Genomic DNA, 20,440 nt, shown 5'->3' on the forward strand with positions numbered 1-20,440 from the left:
TTCACCTCACTGATTAATTTAGAAGATTCAATTAGTAAGGTAGACCATGATTAGAAAAATAACCAATATAGGTAATTGTAAAAAAACCGCTAAGACGGAAAGTCCCAGCGGTTTTTACTTTATAGAAGCTGATTAATTAATGAGCTTCAGCGGTGGCATCAGCTGCCGCTTTATCGTCCAGTTTTTTTGCATAAACCTGAATACGGGGAGCTAAATAAATGGCATTACTGAGTAATTTAGCGGTTCCCCAAAAATAGGCGCGGAAATTAACGTTGTCAGCAAAACCAATTACTTGACCGCTGCCTAAGCGATGAGCGGCAATATTGGTTTTACCTTTTAGTATTTCGCGATTGCGCTCATCCGTGTAGCCACTCATTAGAGGCTGCTCCGAATAGCGGGCAACTGAAACAAAAGGCGACTCCGGTTCTTCCATAGCGGCTGCCGTATTCTTGAACACCGGCATTTGGTCACGCGGGAAGCCAAAGAATAACGGATGAGAAGTATCGACATCCATTGAGAATATCGCTCCGGCAATACGCTGCTCGGCGTAAAAATCGTTACGTTCTTCGTAACTTAACTGTTTTTTAGCAAAAGCGTTCTGGAATACGGCGTCATCAACAAAGCGAGTTTGTAGAAGACCATTCTCTGCTAACCACTCAGCACCACCGCGCTGACCGATTATTGTGCCACCCTGGCTTACCCAGTTTTGAATTTTCTTACGCAGTTGTTTATCTAAATTGCTGTAATGTCCGTCCACCATAATAATATGGCTATAACGAGTTAAGTCAGCGCTGGATAAACGTTCAGTATCAACCATCGACAATGGAATACCAACGTGGCGGTCAAGGTAGTACCAGGCTTCACCAGCTTCGTATAGGTTAACACCCGCTCCGGTCAGCATCATTACGCTGGGCTCGTCTACCGGCTGAATGTTGCGACTACCCAGGTCGACACCTTCTGGTGTTAATCCGGTCTCGATAGAGGTTACCTGAATACCTTTCTCTTTTGCTGCGGTGGCCAGCCGACGTTGTACATCGCGCCATTCCAATTGCTGATAGGCCTTAGGTACAACAATAGAGCCTGCTGAAAATTCCTGGCGGCCTTGTTCACCTTTTACAGTAAAGGGCTTGGTGGTCTGACGAACGTGAATGTTCTGCTCCAGCAACTCCTGTAATAAGCCCGGAGCGTGGTAGTCGTTCCAGTTAAATGCGTAGGCGTAAGCATCAGTGAGAGCTGATGTTTTACGTTTTGGCGCATCCCAGGCGTTATCCGCTATTTGAATACGACCACGGTGAGTCTCAAATGGTACGTTAAAAGCTAACGGTAAAGTCCAGCCCGAAACATCGTAGAAGGTATTGTTCGGGAAGTTCTTGCGCGTACTGAATATTCCCTGAATCAAACCGTATTGAGCCTGAGCCAGAGGGATATAATAACTGCTTCCGGCTTTAAACTGAGTGCCATTTTGCTCAATATCTTTTTCTACGCGGTAAGCTTTAATACCGTGCTGCTTAAAGATTTTCAGTAAGCCTTCCACACGCGACGGATCGCTTGAGTCTCCAATTAAATAACCTTCGAATTTCGTCTTTTGCGCAGCTTCCATACTTTCATCGTACGCACGCTCCTGAAACTCAATAAAACGACTTTTATTTTTGTGAGTGCCGTAAATGGTACTGAGAGAGGCGACAAACTGGTTACGAATAGTGAACGGGAAGCTGACCTCACCATTAACCGAGTCCTGCAGGTGTCCGCGGCTGGAGGCTTGTTCAAATAGAATGCCGACAGCTCCCTGAATGTCAGGGTAGGTAGAGCCTTTGCCGTAGTAAAAATCATCAAATGATTCTTCGGTGTAATACAGGCTGCCAATATCATCCAGCGAGTCAGCGTGTTCTGCCGCCAAAATTTCCGTTAAGCGCACGTTTTCATCCGGCGTTAATGGGTTTTTACGAGACGGAATACCCGGCTGGAAGAAATACGTGCTGTTGGTTCCCATTTCGTGATAATCGGTCAGTACGTTTGGCTTCCACTTTTGAAAGTTTGCAACGCGCGCGCGCGATTCAGGGTGCTGTAGCAACAACCAGTCACGGTTCATATCGAACCAGTAATGGTTAACCCGGCCACGAATAAAGGGTTGTACATGTTCCCGGTGTTGAGGATCGGCAACCAGGTTTTGACTGCGGTGCTGGTTTGCCCACTGTGCAAAACGGGCAAGACCGTCCGGGTTAAACGCCGGATCAAGCAGAATAACGGAATCATTCAAAAGCTCATCTACGGCTTCGCCTTCAGCGGCTGCAAGGTAATAAGCAAACAATATTGCTGCATTACTGCCGCTCGATTCGTCCCCGTGAATACTATAGCCCATGTACATGACCACTGGGGTATTGTCCGGATCAGCATCACGGTTTGGATCAGCGGCGGCCAAATGACGCTCACGAACGTCATCAATATTGCGGTGGTTGTCTTCTGAAGTGACGGTCAGAAGTAACAAAGGACGCTGCTCATGTGTGCGACCGGTGACTTCCAGCGTAATACGATCTGACTCTTCGGCCAGAACTTCCATATATTTTACAATTTGCTCGGGGCGGGCATGCCATTCACCAACCTGATAACCCAGCACATCTTTGGGTTTGGTAATTTCCGGATTGTAACTGACATCCTGTGGCAGGTAGTAAGAAAGGTCTTTTGTTACCGCCATAGAAGGCAGGGCAACGATGACCAATGCGGCCGCGGTGACACGACTTAACATTCGCTTCAACATAGATAGATCCCCTTGGTGTTATTATGCCAATACCATAACAAAAGCTTAACGCATTGACTGTTGTTTTCGGCGGGTCGCAGATTTTTAGCGATGCTTATCGCTTTTTCATTTGGTAGTCGTACATGGGGTCGTAGTAGTCAACCAGTAAGCCTTCTATCCACTGTTTATGCAGTTCTGCGCTGTCATGGCTTAACGCCCGTTGCAATATACCGAACAGTTGGCGAAAGCGAAGGTCGCCCAGTCGTTTGCGAGTTCGGGTTAGACTGTCGAGTAAATAATTTTCAAACTGCTCACGTGACGGGTAAAGAGCCTCGGCGGCTACAACATATTCCTGGTAAATGACTTCCACACGTTGCTCTATACTTGCCTCAATAGGGTGCCGCTCAGCTTTGTGAGTGGCATGGCGCAGGCACTCAGGAACGGAAACCGAGCCAATATGACTGCCTTCGTCCTCAATAAAGAGGGTGGTCGCGCCATGAGACTTAAGTTTTATCAGTTCAACGGCTAATTGATTTTCAAAGTCAATTTGGGTGGGTTGAGGCTCCGGGTAACGTCCAAATGCGGACCCCCTGTGATGCGCCAATCCTTCTAAGTCAATTGAATTCGGTTGATTCTTAATAAACTCGGTTTTCTGACAGCCGGTACGGCCGCTTACGACAATCCAGTTAAAGTCGGCGGCAAGCTCTTGCGTGCGCTGAATCAGGTGTTGTCTGAGTGCTTTATAACCGCCCTCAATACGCGGTCGGGCAACGCCTTCATCGTTTAACCACTGTTGTACTATTTGTGATCGCAAACCGCCCCGAAAACAGTAAATCAGGCCATCTGGATGTGTACTGAAAAAACGTTTCCAGCCACTAACTCTTTGTTGTTTGGTTTTCCCGCTGACCAGCTCGTGTCCCAGCGCAATGGCGGCATCCTGGCCGTGCTGTTTATAACAAGTACCCACTTTTGCGCGCTCGTTATCTGTCATTAGAGGTTGATTCACCGCGGTATTAAAAGCGCCTTTTTTAAATTCCGCCGGAGCTCTTAAATCCAGCAAAGGTGTACCGTTAATAAAGAGTTCGTCAAATTGTGAGTGGGTTATCCATTGACCAGACATTTATTCAACAACCACTCGGTAGGTTTGCATCTCAGCACGATAAAGCTCACCAATAATCTGTATTGACTGATTATGCTCGCGACAGGTTTGATAAACGGCTTCAACGTCTTCTTTTGCCACGCTGATAAGTAAGCCGCCGGAAGTTTGCGGGTCACATAAAAGGTTACGCTGTTGCTCAGGTACCGGGCTAATATGCTGACCGTAGCTCTCGAAGTTGCGCAGGCTGCCCCCGGGAACACAGCCCTGATTGAGGTAGTCGTGTACGTGGGGCAAGGTCGGGATTGTATCGAACTGTATTTTTGCATAAAGGTCGGCACCTTCAGCCATTTCAATTAAATGTCCAGCTAAACCGAATCCGGTCACGTCTGTCATGGCGTTAATGCCTTTAATATCTGCAAAGACGCTGCCAATTCGATTCAGCTGGCACATGGTTTCAATTGCAATTCCGCTATGCTCGGGCAACAGTTTTTTCTGTTTTTGTGCTGTAGTTAAAATACCAACCCCTAATGGTTTGGTCAGCATTAATACATCACCTTCCCGGGCCGTATCGTTTTGTTTGAGTTTTTGTTTTTCTACCTGACCGGTAACTGCTAGCCCAAAAATTGGCTCTGGCGCATCAATGCTGTGTCCGCCAGCAAGCATAATGCCCGCGTCAGCACAAGCCTGTCGCCCCCCATCAATAACTTGCTGCGCCACTTCCGCTGGTAGTTTGTTGATTGGCCAGCCGAAAATAGCGATAGCCATTAAAGGCTGACCGCCCATAGCGTAAATATCGCTAATAGCGTTTGTTGCAGCTATGCGGCCAAAGTCGAAAGGGTCATCACAAATTGGCATAAAGAAGTCGGTAGTACTTAATACAACCTGACCGTTGCCTAAGTCATAGGCGGCAGCATCGTCACGGGTGCTGTTACCCACCAGCAGTTTAGGATCGGGTGCTATATCCAGTTTGCTTTGCAAAATGCTTGATAAAACCTGTGGCGATATTTTGCAGCCACAACCGGCACCGTGACTGTATTCTGTTAGCTTAATTTCCTGACTCATGGCTGTATGTCTCTGTTAATTGGCTGCTGTAATGAAATGAGCGTTTCCGTCGATTGTATTTCATCAATAGCCTGAATTCGATTGATTAGCGTGTGTTGTAGCTCGTTAATTGACGGTGTCATAATTTTAATAAAGACGTTGTACTGCCCGGTGGTGTAGTACGCCTCAATAACTTCTTCGAGCTTTTCCAGTTTTTCAATTGCGGCCGGATAGTCACCCGCGCTTTTCAAGGTAATGCCAATGAAACAACAGACATCGTAGCCTAAGCGTTTGGCGTTAACCTGTAAACGTGTGCCCTCAATAATTCCGGCGCGCTTCATTTTTTCAACCCGCACGTGAATAGTGGCCGGACTCACTTTATAGCGTTTAGCCAGCTCAGCATAAGGAATACGAGCCTCGTCCATCAGAGTTCGAAGTATGGAACGGTCCAGATCATCGATTTGATAATTTTCAGGTGATTTTTTCATGTTTTATTAAAGCTTTGTTAATTAACTTGCTTATAAATTAACGGAAAATAATAAGTAAAGCTATTTTTGTTAAACGTTATTGAATAAATAGTTATAAAAGGTATTAATTGAATCGTGTTTTTATTCTTTTATTAACGATTCGGAGTATTTATGAAGTCACAATACATGTTACAGCAACAGAAGATTCAGTTCGTAAAAGCCTGCTTCACTCAGCAGTTGCAGCTTCAGCTCGGGCTTATTGAAGTGCAGTCGCCACTACTAAGTGAATTGGGCAGTGGTGTTCAGGATGATCTGTCGGGCTGGGAAAAGGCGGTTGCAGTCAAAGTAAAAGCCGTGCCCGACAAAGATTATGAAGTAGTTCATTCGTTGGCTAAGTGGAAGCGCTTTACCCTTGGCCGTTACGGCTTTGGTGCCGGTGAGGGCATCGTTACCCAGATGAAAGCTCTGCGGCCCGACGAAGAAGCTTTGAGTTCCGTACATTCTGTTTACGTTGATCAGTGGGACTGGGAAAAAGTCATTACTGAAGAGCAGCGTTCGCTGGAGTTTCTGATCCAGACAGTTGAGCGTATTTATGGTGCTCTGCGTCAAACCGAGCAGCAATACATTGAACAACACGGTGGCACGGGAACTTTGCCAGAGGCAATTCATGTTGTGCATGCCGAGGACTTGATCACTGCTTACCCAAGCCTTACCGCAAAACAGCGTGAGCGTGAGGTGGTTAAGCAGTATGGAGCAGTATTTCTGGTGGGCATTGGTGGTGAGCTGAGTCATGGTCATGCGCATGACGTCAGAGCGCCGGACTATGATGACTGGAGTTCTGTCAACGAGGAGGGTAGTACTGGTTTAAACGGCGACATTCTTGTCTGGCACCCGGCATTAGATGACGCGCTGGAACTCTCGTCTATGGGGATACGTGTTGACCAGCAGGCATTAAAGCGACAGTTGGTTATTAGCCAACAGGAAGAAAAGCTCCAGCTACCCTGGCACCAGTCCTTGTTAGCGGGTGAGTTGCCTTTAACTATCGGTGGAGGAATAGGGCAGTCGCGGGTGGTGATGCAAATTTTACAAAGCGACCACATTGCTAAAGTCCAGTGCGGTGTCTGGCCGGAGCCCATTGCCGAAGCTCTGTAATTACAATTGATAAGCTTATCTTGAAGTTTCTAGACGACTGGTCTAATATAGGTCGCATGACTAAGAATGACACACGACAAAATATCATAACAATCGGTGCTGACCTGATATCCATACACGGGTTCGTCAGCACCGGGTTGAATAAAATTCTGAGCGAGGCGCAGGTGCCCAAGGGCTCTTTTTATCATTACTTCAAAAGTAAGAATGATTTTGGCCTCGCTGTTATCGAAACCTACGCCGAGGATTACGAAGCACGTATGGACGAAACTCTGGCTAACGAAAAACTGGAACCAGTTGATCGTTTGCGCAGTTATTTGCGTCGCTCGGTAGAGGACTTAAAATCGTGTGATTTTTCCAAAGGCTGTTTGATAGGCAACCTGGGTCAGGAAATGGCCTCGCAGAGTGATTTATTTCGCGAACGGTTAGATGGCATTTTTTCTGACTGGGAGCAGCGTATTGCTCGGTGTTTAAAAGCTGCGCAGGACGCACAGCAAATTCAGCAATGCATTGATACCGCACAGATGGGAGCCTTCATTCTTTCTGGTTGGCAGGGAGCATTACTGCGAGCCAAAGTTCAGCGTTCTATGCTGCCGCTACTGCGTTTTGAAGACATGATATTAAAGCAGTTAGGGGCAGTTGACCAATAGCACTAACCGGAGGTAAAGCTATGTCAGAAGTACAAGATAAAGTTGTCATTATTACGGGTGCAAGCAGCGGCTTAGGCGAAGAAACCGCTCGTATGCTTGCGGCAAAAGGCGCAAAACTGATGTTAGCGGCGCGCCGCGAAGATCGCCTAAAAGAATTGACTGAGTCAATTGAAAAAGACGGTGGCCAGGCAGCTTACCGTGTGGTTGACGTAACCGACAAAGCAGCCGTACAAAAACTGGCTGATGATACTAAAGCGGAATTTGGTCGTATTGACGTACTGATTAATAACGCTGGGCTTATGCCACTGGCCCCGCTCGATGCGCTGAAAGTGGATGAGTGGGACACCATGATCGATGTGAACATTAAAGGTGTTCTATATGGCGTAGCTGCTGTATTACCCGTTATGCGCGAACAGCATGTCGGTCATATCATCAACCTGTCATCGGTTGCAGGCCAGAAAGTCTTTGCCGGCGGAACGGTGTATTGCGCAACCAAGTTTGCGGTAAAAGCGATTTCTGAAGGCATTCGTCAGGAATCTAACGGTGAAATTCGCGCCACCAATATTTCACCCGGTGCTGTAGCAACAGAATTGACAGACCACATTAGTGACAAAGACGCAAAAGAAATGGCTGACGATTTATATTCAGACGCGATTGATTCGGCGGCTATTGCCCGCGCCATTACGTTTGCAATTGAGCAACCTCAGCAAGTTGACGTGAATGAAATGATCATTCGCCCAACCAAGCAAGAGATGTAAGTTACGATGAAATACTCAATTCTTGATTTAGCGCCTGTCACGGAAGGCGGGTCAGTGGCTGAATCATTGCATAACTCGGCTGATTTAGCCCAGCATGCAGAGCGGTGGGGTTACCACCGTTTCTGGATGGCTGAGCATCACAATATGACTGGAATTGCCTCGGCCGCAACCGCGGTTGCTTTAGGTTACGTCGCCGGTAAAACCGAAAAAATCCGGGTAGGTTCCGGCGGTGTTATGTTGCCGAACCATGCGCCTTTCGTAGTCGCTGAACAGTTTGGTACGTTAGATGCTTTGTACCCCGGGCGTGTCGATATTGGTCTGGGCAGAGCACCAGGAACAGACGGTCGAACTTTACGGGCGTTAAGACGTAAACCCGACGACGCCGAACAGTTTCCTAACGATGTTCAGGAGCTTTTAGGTTATCTGGAAGAAGCACAGGAAAGCGATGCGATTAAAGCGGTGCCCGGATTTGGACAGAAAATTCCGGTGTGGTTGCTCGGCTCAAGCACTTTTGGCGCTCAGCTTGCTGCGCATTTAGGTTTGCCTTATGCCTTTGCATCGCATTTTGCACCAGACTATTTGCAGCATGCATTAAAAGCGTATCGCGAAAACTTTCGTCCATCGCGTTACCTCAGCAAACCCTATGTTGCTGCGGCAATGAATGTTTTTGCTGCAGACAGCGAAAACGATGCGCGAAGAATGATGAGCTCAATGCAACAACAGTTTATTGCGTTGCGACGTGGTACACCCGGGCCTTTAAAAGCACCTGTGGATGACATAAGAAAGGCTGCTGCACCTCATGAACTGGCCGGGGCGAATCATGCATTAACTTATACGGCGGTTGGCACTAAGGATTCAGTTCAACGACATATTAATCAGTTTATTGATGATACCGGTATAGATGAAGTTATTCTTACCTGTCATGCCTTTGAGCATCAGGCTCGTTTAAGGTCGCTCGAAATTGCTGCAGAAGCTTTAAACGGAAAGTGAAAAGCGTTCAGCTAAAAGACTGACGCTTTACCTTAAACACGTTAGAATAGCGGCATCTTTAACAGGCAGTCTGGTTGTATTTTTATGAGAATTATTATTCGTTACTTTTTTCGTACTCTACGGCTTATTTTAACGCCTATTGTTTTACTGATTGAAAAGTTGACCACGCCAAAAGGCCAGAGCCGCAGTGATGAGGCTCAGCAACAGGTAGATGAAGCCTGCAAGTCGTTGGCTCTGTATCAATTTGCTGCTTGCCCGTTTTGCGTCAAGGTACGTAAGGAAATTGCCCGCCTTAATCTGAATATAGAATTAAGAGATGCAAAAAATAATGAGCAGCACAGACAAGAGCTGTTAGACGGCGGCGGCAGAGTTAAAGTGCCGTGTCTGCGCATTGAGCAGAACGATAAAGTACAGTGGATGTATGAGTCCGACGACATTAACGAGTATTTACAACAGCGCTTTGCTTAATCAAACATTGGGCGATTGGTTCCTAGCCACTGATCCAGGCTTTGCTGAAAGTCCGGATCAGCTTGAAGCTCGTTGATGACCCCATTAAGGTGTCGAACGGCTTTATGTCCCCACTCATTATTACTGCAGCCAACCGCTCCCTCTATAACCACACCCTCGTATTCTTCAATAGGCAAAAACACCAGTCCATTGCTTTTAAACTTGGTTTTGTTGTAGTAAGTCATGATCATTTCATAATCGATAGTGTAATCAATACGCTCGTTGACTATCATGGTCAGCAAATTGATGTGGGCATTGTCGCCGCTGATGAAACTAAAATTATCTGAATCAATAAGGTGCTCTTCCAGCAGAGGCTGCAGGCGGCCGTAACGGCGTTCAGCGGGTTGCGCAAAGCGTAAGTTTGAGTCCTGAACCAGACTGGAAAAATCTACTGGTTGACCATACTTTCCAATGAGCCTGGCCGCTGTGTCAGCACGGGTAATAATACCGTGCGGTTGGTACCGGTGAGTTGTTTTGGTGTAATTAAATTCGGAATTATAACTTGCTTCTTTAATCAGGCAGGGAAAACACAGATTCTTGTTCTTTCGCATAAGCATGGTGATGCGGCGGGAGGGCAACTTTCTGACCTTGTGCGACAGTTCCGGTAGCTGGCGCTGAAAGCTGCTGACTAAAGCATCGCAAAAACCTTGCTCTTCGTACTTGCCATCAAATATATGAAAAGGGGGAGAGGAGTTTACTCCCCAGATAATGTCCTCCTGCCCGGCAAGGCTGCTTGAGCTAAACAAAACCACTATAGATAATGCGGTGTACAGCGCAACAAGTTGCTTGTTAAAGGTCATAGTAACCGCCTTTCTTTATAATGAACGTTTTTACTATCATGATAAAAGGTTACATTGTTATTTAATTGTTATATCTGATGGTTCTATCTAAGCACAAAATATAGGTAATTGCTAAATGCAGGTTATTTTTAATCACGGAAAAGAGAGCGGTCCCTGGGGCACCAAAATTAAAGTTTTAGCAAAAACCGCTGAAGCTTTAGGGTTTAGCGTAACCAGTGTCGATTATCAGGTTATTGATGATCCTGATCAGCGCGTGGAAAAACTCACGACTTATATTGAAGCACTAACGGAAAATTTCTTACTGGTTGGCTCCAGTATGGGCGGTTACGTGGCAACGGTTGCAGCAGCTAAAACAAAGAGCCGGGGGCTGTTCTTAATGGCTCCGGCCTTTTACTTAGGTGGTCAGGCAAATTTTGACGAACTAACACCGGCTTGTAAGGCTCAAATTGTTCATGGCTGGAACGACCATATTGTTCCTGTCGAAAACAGTTGGCGTTATGCGGAGAGAACCAGGGCAGAGTTACACCTGGTGAATGATGATCACCGTTTAATTGACAGCCTGCCGCAAACTAATGCACTGTTTAAACGGTTTCTTGAAACATTACTAGAAGGATAGGTCATGGAATATACATTATCTCCGGAATTAGCCAGAGACAGTTACCATTTAACCGATTGGCCGCTATGCGAAGTCAGAGTCATGAATGACAGACAGTTTCCGTGGTTTTTGTTGGTTCCTAAAGTAGCAGACGTGCGCGAAGCCATAGATCTCTCTGAAGATAACCAACTGCAGTTGCTGCAAGAAAGCCGGTTTCTTTGCCACTGGCTAAAAGCTGAATACCAACCCGATAAACTCAATGTTGCTGCTTTAGGAAATCAGGTTCCGCAGTTGCATGTGCATCATATAGCGCGGTTCCAAACTGACGTTGCCTGGCCGGCGCCAGTTTGGGGAAAACAGCCAATGCAACCGCTTGAAGAAAGCGAAGTGGCAAGGCTGCAATCGCTGTTCGCTGATATTACGTTTTAAATTGCTCAAGTTGAGTGCGTAAGCTATCGGCAAGAGACGACATCTGCTCGCACTCACTATGGCTGCTTTTAACTGCCGTTGATACCTGCGTAGAGAAGTCGGCAATTGCCTGGATATTCTTGGCTACATCTTGACTGACCGAAGCTTGCTCTTCTGTTGCAGTAGCAATTTGAGTACTCATATCAGCAGTTTCCTGTATCAGAACAACTAAATCGTTGAGCTTTTCATTAGCCGCAACAATACGCTCGCTCGTGCTTTCGGCCTTAGTGCGGTTCGCATCCATCGCTGAAACTGCTGCTTTAGAACCCTGTTGCAAGCTCTGAATTTTCTGACGAATTTGCTCTGTCGACTCGCTGGTTCGTTGCGACAAGGTTCGTACCTCGTCCGCCACCACAGCAAAGCCTCGTCCGGCTTCACCAGCCCGGGCTGACTCAATAGCTGCGTTTAACGCCAGTAAGTTGGTTTGTTCCGAAATACTCTCGATAGTATCAATGACAGTCACAATACCGGCAACTTCTGTCGCTAGATTCTCTACTGAACCTGCTGCGCTTTGCATAGAGGTTGACAACTCTTGCATGGTAGCAACCGCTTTTTGTAATTGCTGCTGGTTCTGAGAAGTGGTTTGCTGCGACGCACTGGCGTGATTGGCTGTCTGGTTTGAGTTTTCGGCAATTTCTCTAACCGTTGTTTCCATCTCACTCATTGCAACCGCGACCTGATCGGTTTTGTTTTCCTGCTCCCGGGACAGATTATCGATTTGCATCATCGAATTATCGATACCTTGCACTTTCTCATTGACTTCGTAAGCTGTATTTCGGACATGAGTAATGATACTACCAAGGTTGGCGACAAAAGCATTAAAGCCGTTTGCCAAATCCCCAATTTCATCACTACTATTGATATCCAGGCGCTGCGTTAAATCGCCCCCCTCGTTGGACATCCGGTTAAGGCTATTGGCCACGTATTTTATTGGACGAACAATACTTCGGGCATAAAACCAACTGGCTATAACAAAGCATAAGCCAATCACTAAGCTAATAAGTATTATGGCCATGACCGTCTGATTGAGCCCTTCATATAGTTCGCTCTCCGGTAACTCAATAACAATTCGCCAGTTACTGTTCGGCAGGTAAGTACTGGCTACGATTAAATCCTCTCCGCTTTGGTTGGTGTAACCGATTTCGACTTCGTTATCGCTCATTAGGTTATCAGCCACAGCGCTGCCAACCTCCTCTGATAATTTTCGGAAATTGCTTATGCGGGGATGGATCTGGATTTTACCTTCCTCATTAACCAGGTAGGCGATGCCATTTTCACCGACATTAAAATTGGCAACAGCATTTTGCAATGCTTCCAGACTCTGGCCTATACCACCGACCCCAAGAGTGCGATCATTGTCACTGATACGGACATTTACGAAGACGGTCGGTATGCCAGATAACTCATCCACATCAAAATTCAGTTCCTGATAAGTATTGCCATTTACAAAGTTAAAGAACCACTGGTCGCGTTCTTCATTAGGTGACATTGTTTTAAATAGACCGTCAGCAGTATAGTAGTTATTACTTCCTTTACTGACAGTGAAGGCTGTAACAGCGCTTCTTTCTTGATGTATACGGCTAAGGTAGCGGGTAATTTCCTGCTGTACACTTTCAGGTTCATCACTTTTTAGGGCATCGATTAAATATTGGTTGTTGGCCAGCTCTTGAGAAACCAACATAGGGGTGGTAATTAACTGGCTTATTTCCCCGCGAATTTCGCCCAGAGCCGCAGGAAGCTCTTGCTCCGTCACCCGCTCCTCAATTAATGAGCGCATCATGAAGGTCGAGACGCCCATAGCAATGACCAATATTGTTGTTAAAGCAATAGCCATACTTAAAGTTAATTTATTTTGTAAATTCATGATGCCCTCAAATAATTACCTTACGGCTTATATATACGTTAAGCTAATACCGTCATATCGGCCAAAATCATACAAAGATTAGAGCAAATAACGGAGCGTAACCTCAGGGTTACTGATAAGAAATGGCAGCAGCAGATTATTTGATTACCAGTAAATGCGTGAATTTAGTGGCGCGAATAAGCACCGAATTCGGTCGTTGGTTAGCATTACTTGAATCCGGTAAAAGCAATTTGGAAGAGTTTAAGTCTCAACAACTGCCTATTAAAGCTCATGCATCGGTTGGCCTGGATGAGCAGTCACAGCCGCTGGAGGGAATTCGCTTAGACGAAGCCTATAAAAAACTGTCTGAGTGGAATGTACATTCGGAATCAGATCTTAAAAACGCTCACCAAATGATTTGCGCCGCAGTAACGCCCAGTGCCGGAAGCTATCGTGCAACGGGAATGGGCGTTTACCGAAACAACAAATTGGTTCATATGACCGCGCCCGCAGGTCAGGCGGGGAAGTCGGTAAGAAGTTTATTGTCCTGGTTAGAGGAAAGTGACGATCATCCTTTAATAAAAGCCGCTATTTTTTTACAGCAGTTCGAATTTATTCAGCCGTTCTCTGTCGCTAATGGAGGCATTGGCCGGCTTTGGTTTAGCCTTATTTTAGCTCAATGGCATCCCGCGTTTGCCTGGTTAAGCTTTGAACAAACTTTTAAATTCAATAAAGACGAATATCTTGACTGCTTGCGGCGCTCAATTAGTGAAAATGATAGAGGTCTTATGGTTGAGTTTATTCTGGATTGTTTACAACAGAGCATCTCAACCACAGTGAAAGAAGAAAAAGACAAAGCAGCTATGCTGGAAGAAGCGAATATTTCGCATGATTTTTCCAGAGAAATAGCAATAAGTTCGGTAAAAAGTTCGCTGTTAGGTTCGGATAACGGTTCGGGTAAAGGTCGATATTCGGGTACTAGCACACGAAATATGGTGCTAAGGCTATTAAATGAGCAACCCGAATGGAGTGCTGCCAGAGTCGCAGAAGTGTTGAATATCTCCTCGCGCGCAGTAGAAAAACACATTTCTAAATTGAAAGAACAAGGGGTATTAATTCGAAAAGGTTCTGCTAGAGGAGGTTACTGGCGAGTGACAACCGAAATGGGAGAGCAGCTTAGCTTACCGGAATGAAACCAATGAATGCTTTTTTGAGTGTCACTAGAAGAAGAATTGGTCGGCGTGAGAGGATTTGAACCTCCGACCCCTGACACCCCATTCCAGCCCACGCAACAACCTGAGAGCCGCATAAACAAAGGCCTAATCCCTATTTAGCTTGCCTTTTGGCTTGTTTTGCCTAAATTAGTTTGTAGCTTTTTGTAGCTAGAAATAGCCGTTTATTGCGCTATAATGGCTTCAGTTTGGCTTCATGTTTTTTGAGAAGCCATAAAGATAAGGGGCTAATTATGGAAACGTCAATAAGTAAAACTGCAGCGCATAAATTACTTAACAAAGGAAAGGTAAAAGACCAAATAGGCTGCACCAAGATAAAAGGCTTTCACCTGTTAAAGGTTCGTGACAGCTACGAGAAAACCTTAAAAAGTGGCAAAACGAAGAAAGTAACAGCGTTGGCGGCTTGGCGTTTGCGCTATACAGACGCATTGGGAAAACGAGTAAATGCGCGTATTGGTGACTATCCAGCTTTAGACCCGCAGCAGGCCGCTGAAATCGCCCTAGAGTGGCGTTTAGGAATGACCAAAGGCGAAGCCGACCCATTAGCCAAGAAGCGTGAAAAGGAAGCAGAAGCACGCGCTCAGAGCCGTTTAAAGGTGGGTAAATACTTTGACGAAGTTTATACACCGGCTTTAGAGGAATACGCCGGAAAGGAACGCGCCCGAGCTACGCTAAATAAGATTAGAAACCACTTTCAGTCCCTTTGGCATATTCCTATGAGCGATTTAACCGTTCAAGACGTGCGGCGCTGGGAGTCCGAAATGCTGGAACGCGAATTTAAGCGCAAAGGAAAAACTTATAAAGGCGTATGGTACACGACTAGGCGCGGATACTTTGGAGCATTCGCGGCAATGCTTAAATATGCCGCTGGCGAGAAAAACGGCCATGTGAACGATGAGCCAGTTTTAAAAGAGTTCCCCTTAAAAGGTGTGAAATTGAAAGGCGCGACACAAAATGAGAAAGAGCGCCAAGACGAACATAACGAAGAATACGACCTTGCGCGTGACTTACTGACAGATAGTGAACGCGAAAAAATACAAGCTGGACTAAAGCGATATGGGCAGGAGTTAGTAGAGCAACGCAACCGCAGCCTACGCTTAGAGAAAAATAAGCATTTGCCAGATTTGTCTAGCCTAGCTTATGCGGACTGGTTTATCCCTTTTTGTCATATAGCCCGCTTAACCGGTATGCGTCCTAGTGATGCTCTTAACTTGCGTTGGCAGAATATAAAGCAACTACACGCTAAAGCGAGCGAGTACGCTATTTTGCAATTTACCCCGAAAAAAACAAACCACCACCCAAACCCCACAGAGGTGCAATTCCCTATTTTTGGAGAGCTTGCCGAGGTATTAGGTACATGGTGCAAACAACAAGGCAATCCAACCAGCGGCCTTGTGTTTCCGTCAGATAAAATGGCTAAAAAGGGCTTGGAGCGAGCTTGGGATAGAAAGGTCTATGATAAAAAATGGAAAAAGGTCTTAAAGCTGGCCGGTGTTCGGCAAGATATTCATTTTTACAGTTTCCGGCACAACTTTATTTCAGACTGGGTTAAACAAGGGTTAGCGCCGTTAGAAATCGCGGCGCTGGTAGGCCATAAAGATGGGGATATGATAGCGCGTCACTATTTCAAGCAAGATTTAAACCGAAGCGTAGCGATTATGAAGCAGTTTTATGCTGACGAGCAACCACAACCAAGCAAGGCTAAAGCAGCGGGGGACGAGTGATGACTAAAGGCGAGATTGACTTAAAACTTGATTTATTCGTGCGAGCTGTACGCGCTGGAAAGACGCCTAGCCCTGCTTTGCTTGAGTTTATAGCCGATGGTGTAGAAGCATTTAGAAAAGACGCTAAACCGTGGCAAGTTAAAACAGGACGCAAAGCTAAAGGGCAGAGTACAGACGGACATATAAAGAATCTGCAGGCTTATTGCTTGCGTCAATGTGGAATAAACAACCACCAGATAGGCGGGTTATTAGGTGATGCAACCGGAGAAATGGGCGATAAAACGATCCAGCGAGCGGTATTAGCCGGTAAAGCCGGTGTAGCAGAGCAGGGCGCGGGCGCATTTATGTATAAGTTAGCTATTGAAGAGTTACTAGAGCGTGACGATCTGACAACAGAGCAGAGAAAGGCCGTAAAAGAGGAATATAAAAAAGCGGTCGAAGTGTACGAATATGACCCCGAAGAACCGGATTATTGATTACCGGACATAAACTGTTTTTTGTTTCTGACCAGAGCAAAACCGCCTGATTGAAAAAATTAGCCATGAAACCACCAGCAACTAGAGGTTAAACATGGCTACAATCAATGCAGACCAAAAGTTAAAAGATGAGCTTTTGACTATCATTAAGCAGCAACCCGAGCTTGTAACTAGCTTGCTCGATAGCGTCACAAAAACACCAGCAAAAATACCCGAGTCATTTCCTACACCTGATACCGACCTTTTACGGCCTAGCCAAGCGGCGGCATACTTAAATATGCACCGCGTAACGCTTCACCGTTTAAGCGAACGTGACCCATCATTCCCACGCAAACTAAAAATGGGCGAACGCCTTTGCTATTACCGCAAAAGCGACCTTGATGCGTGGCTGTCAGAGCAGGAGATTTAATCATGTTACAAGTACCAGAAAGAAGCATGAATAATCATAATCCTGCTCAAAAGCTACTAAAGGGCAAAAACCTCAAAAGCTGTTTAGCTTGGGATTTACTAGAAAGATTAGCGGTGGATTCCAGCAAGTCTTATGAGGTGCTTATCCATCATGGTAAATGGCATGGTTTCACACCTAAAACCACCCGCGAAGTTATCGACATTTTAGACAACTTTGGCTACGTGGAAGCGTTTCAGCACGTAAAGGGAAAAGCTATCTGTTTACGCCTAACAAAGTTAGGTAAAGATACTGTAGCGGAGGGCATGGACTTATGAGCAACGTAAAAGAAATGCACCGCAAGATTTTTCTTAATCACGTTCGAGCGAACAACCATGAAGCCGCCCGTTTTTTAGATAGCTTTATGGCTGACTACTCGCAATATCTAGCGGCTCGGAACAGTGCTAAACCTCAACTGGCAGGCGAGCTAATTGCAGAGCTTGAACGCAAAGCCGATCAAGTAAAGGCGTTAATCGCTGGCGGTATTGTTGAAATTGTAGAGGGGGCGCACTAATGGAAGCACAAAAAAAAGCGCCTACCGAAGTAAGCGCATTAACCAATCAAGATAACAGCCTTAATATTACCCTTTGCTCGGGCTTTGGGCAATATCACAGTGCAAAAAATAAGCGAAATCCAAAACCCTACGTTAGCGTAACGCTAGACCAAATAGAGGATATGGCAGCAGCCCCCCAAAGTGTGGCTAAAGATTCCGCACAATGGGCGATATTCTCAAACCTTGCGAGCCGTGACGTAGTGGAACAGCGCAAAAATGGCGAGTTTTATGCACTATGGGCGGATATTGACGAACCACAAGGGCGAACGCTGAAAGAAACTTTTAGCCTAGCTCAAGGTGTAATGCCCTTTGATATGCTCGGGTATACAAGCCGCAGCGCAACGGAAGAAAAGCAAAAAGGGCGCTTTGTTATCCCTTTGGCTCACCCTGTTAGCGGGCGCGACTTTGAGATCCTGCAAAAGATTCTTAACGACAAGTTAGAATCCGCTGGCATTACCCCCGACCGCAAAACAGAAACCGCAAACCAGATTTGCTACCTACCGAACAAGGGCGAGTTTTACGACTACGAGTTAGATCCGTTCAGCGGCTCTTTATCGGTTGATGATTGGGGCGAGGAACTGCACGCCGAGTTACAAGCCATAGAAGCCGCAGAGCGCGAACGTAACGAACGTATGGAGCAAAGCCTTAAAAGGGCTAGGGAACGCCTGCAAACTGACTTAAAAAGCCCCATAGACGCTTGGAAAGCCGAGTACCGCGCAACTGACCTACTCGATAAGTATGGCGGCAAGGTTAAAGGCGAGCGCGCTTGCTCACCATTGTCTGAAAGCGGCAATTACCAGATGCAGGTTAAAGACGATGGAAAGCTATTAAGCCACCACGGTAGCGATATGGAAGCCGGACTCGGGAAACTCACAGAGAGCGGGAAAGCGCGTATTATTGATGCGTTCGACCTGTTTACTTACTTTGAGAATGGCAACGACCAAAACGCAGCCCTAAAAGCTGCAGGCGAGTTATTCACCAGCGAGAACGGCCAGAGCATCACAAAGCACAACCAGTGCCAATATATGGCACAGCAGGCGCAAGAACTGGCAGCGGTAGAGTGGGACTTCACTGGCGAGAACAAAACGGACGAACTCGCATTACCGGACGTTAAAGACGTGGACGTAACCGAACCGCCTGGCCTTGCCGGTGATATATGCCGCTTGATGAAACAAAAGGCACGCCGTAACCGTCCAGAGCTTTACCCTCTAGCCGCACTTCATGTTATGGCATTGGCAGGTATTGACCGCCGTAGTGAGTATGTAGAAAAGCTAAACCTTTTAACGCTGGCAATCGCTCCAACGGCAGCCGGTAAAGAAGCGGCGCAAAATGTAGCGAAAGGGCTTGCGCGTGGTATTGGCTGTTCCCGATTGCTACACGGTGATAGTGGTAGCTTTAAGGATATGATTTACAACCTAGTAGAAGGGGACGGGGCGAGCCTTTACCTAGTGGACGAGATTCACAGCTTTTTAGGCGCTATGAAGAACCCGAACGCGGCAACCTATGAAACCAAAATGGAGCGCGAAATACTGGTAATGAGCGAAACCAACCTTTATACGTTCCGAGGTATGGAAAAGCGCCAGCTATTGCAGGGCTTCAAAAAGGACATAGACGACCTTGAAACAAAACTCGACAAGCTGCCAGAAGATGACACGCAAGAGCGCGACAAACTGCAACGGGCGCTAGAAAAAGCAAAGCTACGCTATGATTACATAGTAAACGGCTGGCCTGACCCGTTCTTTTCCTTAATGGGGCATAGCGTACCAGAGCGGCTAGATTCATTCTTAACTGCAGGTAACGTAGATAACGGATTTTTAGGCCGTACAATTGTTGTACGTTGCCCCGAAACGCGCTCTAAGCTAGACCGAAGCAAACGTAACGTAATGGGGGACGCTTCATTACAACAGCACATTGAATACCAGCTAGGCGCTATACAAGGACAAAGGCAGGTTATCAGCGTTACACCGGAAGCCGAGGACTTTTTGGACGCTTGTGTAGACTGGTATGACGAGGACGAACAGCGAAACCATGCCGTTGTAGGTGGTATTTATGCCCGAGCGCCAGAGCAGCTATTTAAGGTAGCCAGCATTTTAGGCTTAGACGGTGGCAAGATAACACTGGAACACGCCCGCTACGCTCATGCGTTAGTGCAACAGAGCATTGAAGATATACGCTTTTTACTGCACAAGGCATACGCAGAAAGTGGCAGCGCGACCGAACTTGATGTAATTGCTCATGCAACCCAAACAATTCTCAGGAACTGCAAAGGGGCAGGGATTACACACAGCCGGTTAAAGCAAATGGTAAGGAAGCCGAGAGCATGGCAGGAGCTAGAGAAAAAAGACCCTAAGCGAAAGCGTTTTGATGAGCTTGTCGATTCAATGCTACAGGACGGAACGATAACGCTTGATAAGCAAGGGCAAAAACGGCGGTATAAGACCGCTTAACGATAACAAAGGGCGCTTAAATGCGCCTTTTTTCGTTTTAGGGGCTAGGTTTACACCAGCTTTACACCAACTCGGGGTAACGCTAATCCCTTGTCTAGCCTAGCTTTGGGGCGAACTTTACACCAATATCCCAAAAACCAAAAAAGAAAATTTGAGAGATAAAAGAGTAAATAAAAAATTAGAATTTTTGTTTTTTGGTGTAAACCTCTATTAAAGCCTTTACCTGTCTAGCTTTAGCGTTACACCAAGCCGGTGTAAACCGGTGTAAAGTTTAGCTTAAACCCTTACAGGACGTGGGCTTGGCGTTACACCAACCAGCTAGGCTAAAACTCAATCCACCACCTGCAATTAAAGGGGGAATTAAAATAGCCTTTTTTGACCAGTACCCCCTGTAAACCTCGAAAAAACAGCAATTTACCCTATAACTAACGCCCCCTGTCCTAAATTGCCAGTTCTGCTACC

Annotated in this window: 20 protein-coding genes; 14 read left to right on the forward strand and 6 right to left on the reverse strand. The window is 46.3% G+C overall.

The window, feature by feature from the left end; all coding sequences use genetic code 11:
- Positions 1-136 precede the first annotated feature (136 nt).
- The 4 genes from Q5L94_RS01880 to asnC form a co-directional block, all read right to left on the reverse strand.
- Positions 137-2,755, reverse strand: coding sequence for a M14 family metallopeptidase (locus Q5L94_RS01880; RefSeq protein ID WP_317496796.1), 2,619 nt, complete (start codon positions 2,753-2,755; stop codon positions 137-139).
- A gap of 94 nt (positions 2,756-2,849) precedes the next feature.
- A complete protein-coding gene (mnmH, locus tag Q5L94_RS01885; RefSeq protein WP_317496797.1) occupies positions 2,850-3,854 on the reverse strand; it encodes a tRNA 2-selenouridine(34) synthase MnmH in 1,005 nt (334 codons plus the stop codon).
- Positions 3,855-4,895 (reverse strand): selenide, water dikinase SelD, encoded by a 1,041-nt coding sequence (gene selD / locus Q5L94_RS01890; protein WP_317496798.1) that lies wholly within the window; start codon positions 4,893-4,895, stop codon positions 3,855-3,857.
- On the reverse strand, positions 4,892-5,362 hold the full coding sequence (gene asnC / locus Q5L94_RS01895; protein ID WP_317496799.1) for a transcriptional regulator AsnC: 471 nt from the start codon (positions 5,360-5,362) through the stop codon (positions 4,892-4,894). Before asnC ends, selD begins: the two co-directional genes overlap by 4 nt.
- 150 nt (positions 5,363-5,512) lie before the next feature.
- Here asnC and asnA point away from each other — a divergent pair, with 150 nt between their 5' ends.
- The 5 genes from asnA (at position 5,513) to Q5L94_RS01920 (ending at position 9,356) form a co-directional block, all read left to right on the forward strand.
- Positions 5,513-6,493 (forward strand): aspartate--ammonia ligase, encoded by a 981-nt coding sequence (gene asnA, locus Q5L94_RS01900; protein ID WP_317496800.1) that lies wholly within the window; start codon positions 5,513-5,515, stop codon positions 6,491-6,493.
- 56 nt (positions 6,494-6,549) lie between these two features.
- The gene (locus tag Q5L94_RS01905; protein WP_317496801.1) at positions 6,550-7,140 is read left to right on the forward strand and encodes a TetR family transcriptional regulator C-terminal domain-containing protein; all 591 of its coding nucleotides are present in this window, start codon (positions 6,550-6,552) and stop codon (positions 7,138-7,140) included.
- Positions 7,141-7,160: 20 nt separating this feature from the next.
- Complete coding sequence (locus Q5L94_RS01910; protein ID WP_317496802.1) at positions 7,161-7,898, forward strand: SDR family oxidoreductase; 738 nt, start codon at positions 7,161-7,163, stop codon at positions 7,896-7,898.
- A gap of 6 nt (positions 7,899-7,904) precedes the next feature.
- A complete protein-coding gene (locus Q5L94_RS01915; RefSeq protein ID WP_317496803.1) occupies positions 7,905-8,888 on the forward strand; it encodes an LLM class flavin-dependent oxidoreductase in 984 nt (327 codons plus the stop codon).
- A gap of 84 nt (positions 8,889-8,972) precedes the next feature.
- The gene (locus Q5L94_RS01920; RefSeq protein ID WP_317496804.1) at positions 8,973-9,356 is read left to right on the forward strand and encodes a glutathione S-transferase N-terminal domain-containing protein; all 384 of its coding nucleotides are present in this window, start codon (positions 8,973-8,975) and stop codon (positions 9,354-9,356) included.
- Here the strand turns inward: Q5L94_RS01920 and Q5L94_RS01925 are convergent.
- Entirely contained in the window at positions 9,353-10,195 is an 843-nt protein-coding gene (locus Q5L94_RS01925) for a TIGR02285 family protein (protein ID WP_317496805.1), read from the reverse strand. The genes Q5L94_RS01920 and Q5L94_RS01925 overlap by 4 nt on opposite strands.
- 115 nt (positions 10,196-10,310) lie before the next feature.
- Between Q5L94_RS01925 and Q5L94_RS01930 the strand changes: the two genes are divergently transcribed.
- A complete protein-coding gene (locus Q5L94_RS01930) occupies positions 10,311-10,811 on the forward strand; it encodes an alpha/beta hydrolase (RefSeq protein WP_317496806.1) in 501 nt (166 codons plus the stop codon).
- 3 nt (positions 10,812-10,814) lie between these two features.
- Positions 10,815-11,219: an HIT family protein gene (locus Q5L94_RS01935; protein WP_317496807.1), complete on the forward strand. Its 405-nt coding sequence runs from the start codon at positions 10,815-10,817 to the stop codon at positions 11,217-11,219.
- On the opposite strand, the gene Q5L94_RS01940 is transcribed toward Q5L94_RS01935, so the two are convergent.
- On the reverse strand, positions 11,209-13,122 hold the full coding sequence (locus Q5L94_RS01940) for a methyl-accepting chemotaxis protein (protein ID WP_317496808.1): 1,914 nt from the start codon (positions 13,120-13,122) through the stop codon (positions 11,209-11,211). The genes Q5L94_RS01935 and Q5L94_RS01940 overlap by 11 nt on opposite strands.
- 122 nt (positions 13,123-13,244) lie before the next feature.
- Between Q5L94_RS01940 and Q5L94_RS01945 the strand changes: the two genes are divergently transcribed.
- The 7 genes from Q5L94_RS01945 to Q5L94_RS01975 all read left to right on the forward strand — a co-directional run bounded on the left by Q5L94_RS01945 (position 13,245) and on the right by Q5L94_RS01975 (position 19,978).
- A complete protein-coding gene (locus Q5L94_RS01945; protein ID WP_317496809.1) occupies positions 13,245-14,294 on the forward strand; it encodes a Fic family protein in 1,050 nt (349 codons plus the stop codon).
- A 272-nt stretch (positions 14,295-14,566) separates the two neighbouring features.
- A complete protein-coding gene (locus Q5L94_RS01950; protein ID WP_317496810.1) occupies positions 14,567-16,057 on the forward strand; it encodes a tyrosine-type recombinase/integrase in 1,491 nt (496 codons plus the stop codon).
- Entirely contained in the window at positions 16,057-16,533 is a 477-nt protein-coding gene (locus Q5L94_RS01955; RefSeq protein WP_317496811.1) for a hypothetical protein, read from the forward strand. Before Q5L94_RS01950 ends, Q5L94_RS01955 begins: the two co-directional genes overlap by 1 nt.
- A 94-nt stretch (positions 16,534-16,627) precedes the next feature.
- On the forward strand, positions 16,628-16,942 hold the full coding sequence (locus Q5L94_RS01960) for a helix-turn-helix transcriptional regulator (RefSeq protein WP_317496812.1): 315 nt from the start codon (positions 16,628-16,630) through the stop codon (positions 16,940-16,942).
- A 2-nt stretch (positions 16,943-16,944) separates the two neighbouring features.
- Positions 16,945-17,256, forward strand: coding sequence for a hypothetical protein (locus Q5L94_RS01965; RefSeq protein ID WP_317496813.1), 312 nt, complete (start codon positions 16,945-16,947; stop codon positions 17,254-17,256).
- On the forward strand, positions 17,253-17,492 hold the full coding sequence (locus Q5L94_RS01970) for a hypothetical protein (RefSeq protein ID WP_317496814.1): 240 nt from the start codon (positions 17,253-17,255) through the stop codon (positions 17,490-17,492). The genes Q5L94_RS01965 and Q5L94_RS01970 overlap by 4 nt, the downstream gene beginning before the upstream one ends.
- Positions 17,492-19,978, forward strand: a complete 2,487-nt coding sequence (locus Q5L94_RS01975; protein ID WP_317496815.1) for a hypothetical protein — start codon at positions 17,492-17,494, stop codon at positions 19,976-19,978. Before Q5L94_RS01970 ends, Q5L94_RS01975 begins: the two co-directional genes overlap by 1 nt.
- Positions 19,979-20,440 lie beyond the last annotated feature (462 nt).

Origin of the sequence: Idiomarina sp. Sol25, assembly GCF_033052775.1 — a bacterium.
Classification (GTDB): Bacteria; Pseudomonadota; Gammaproteobacteria; order Enterobacterales; family Alteromonadaceae; genus Idiomarina.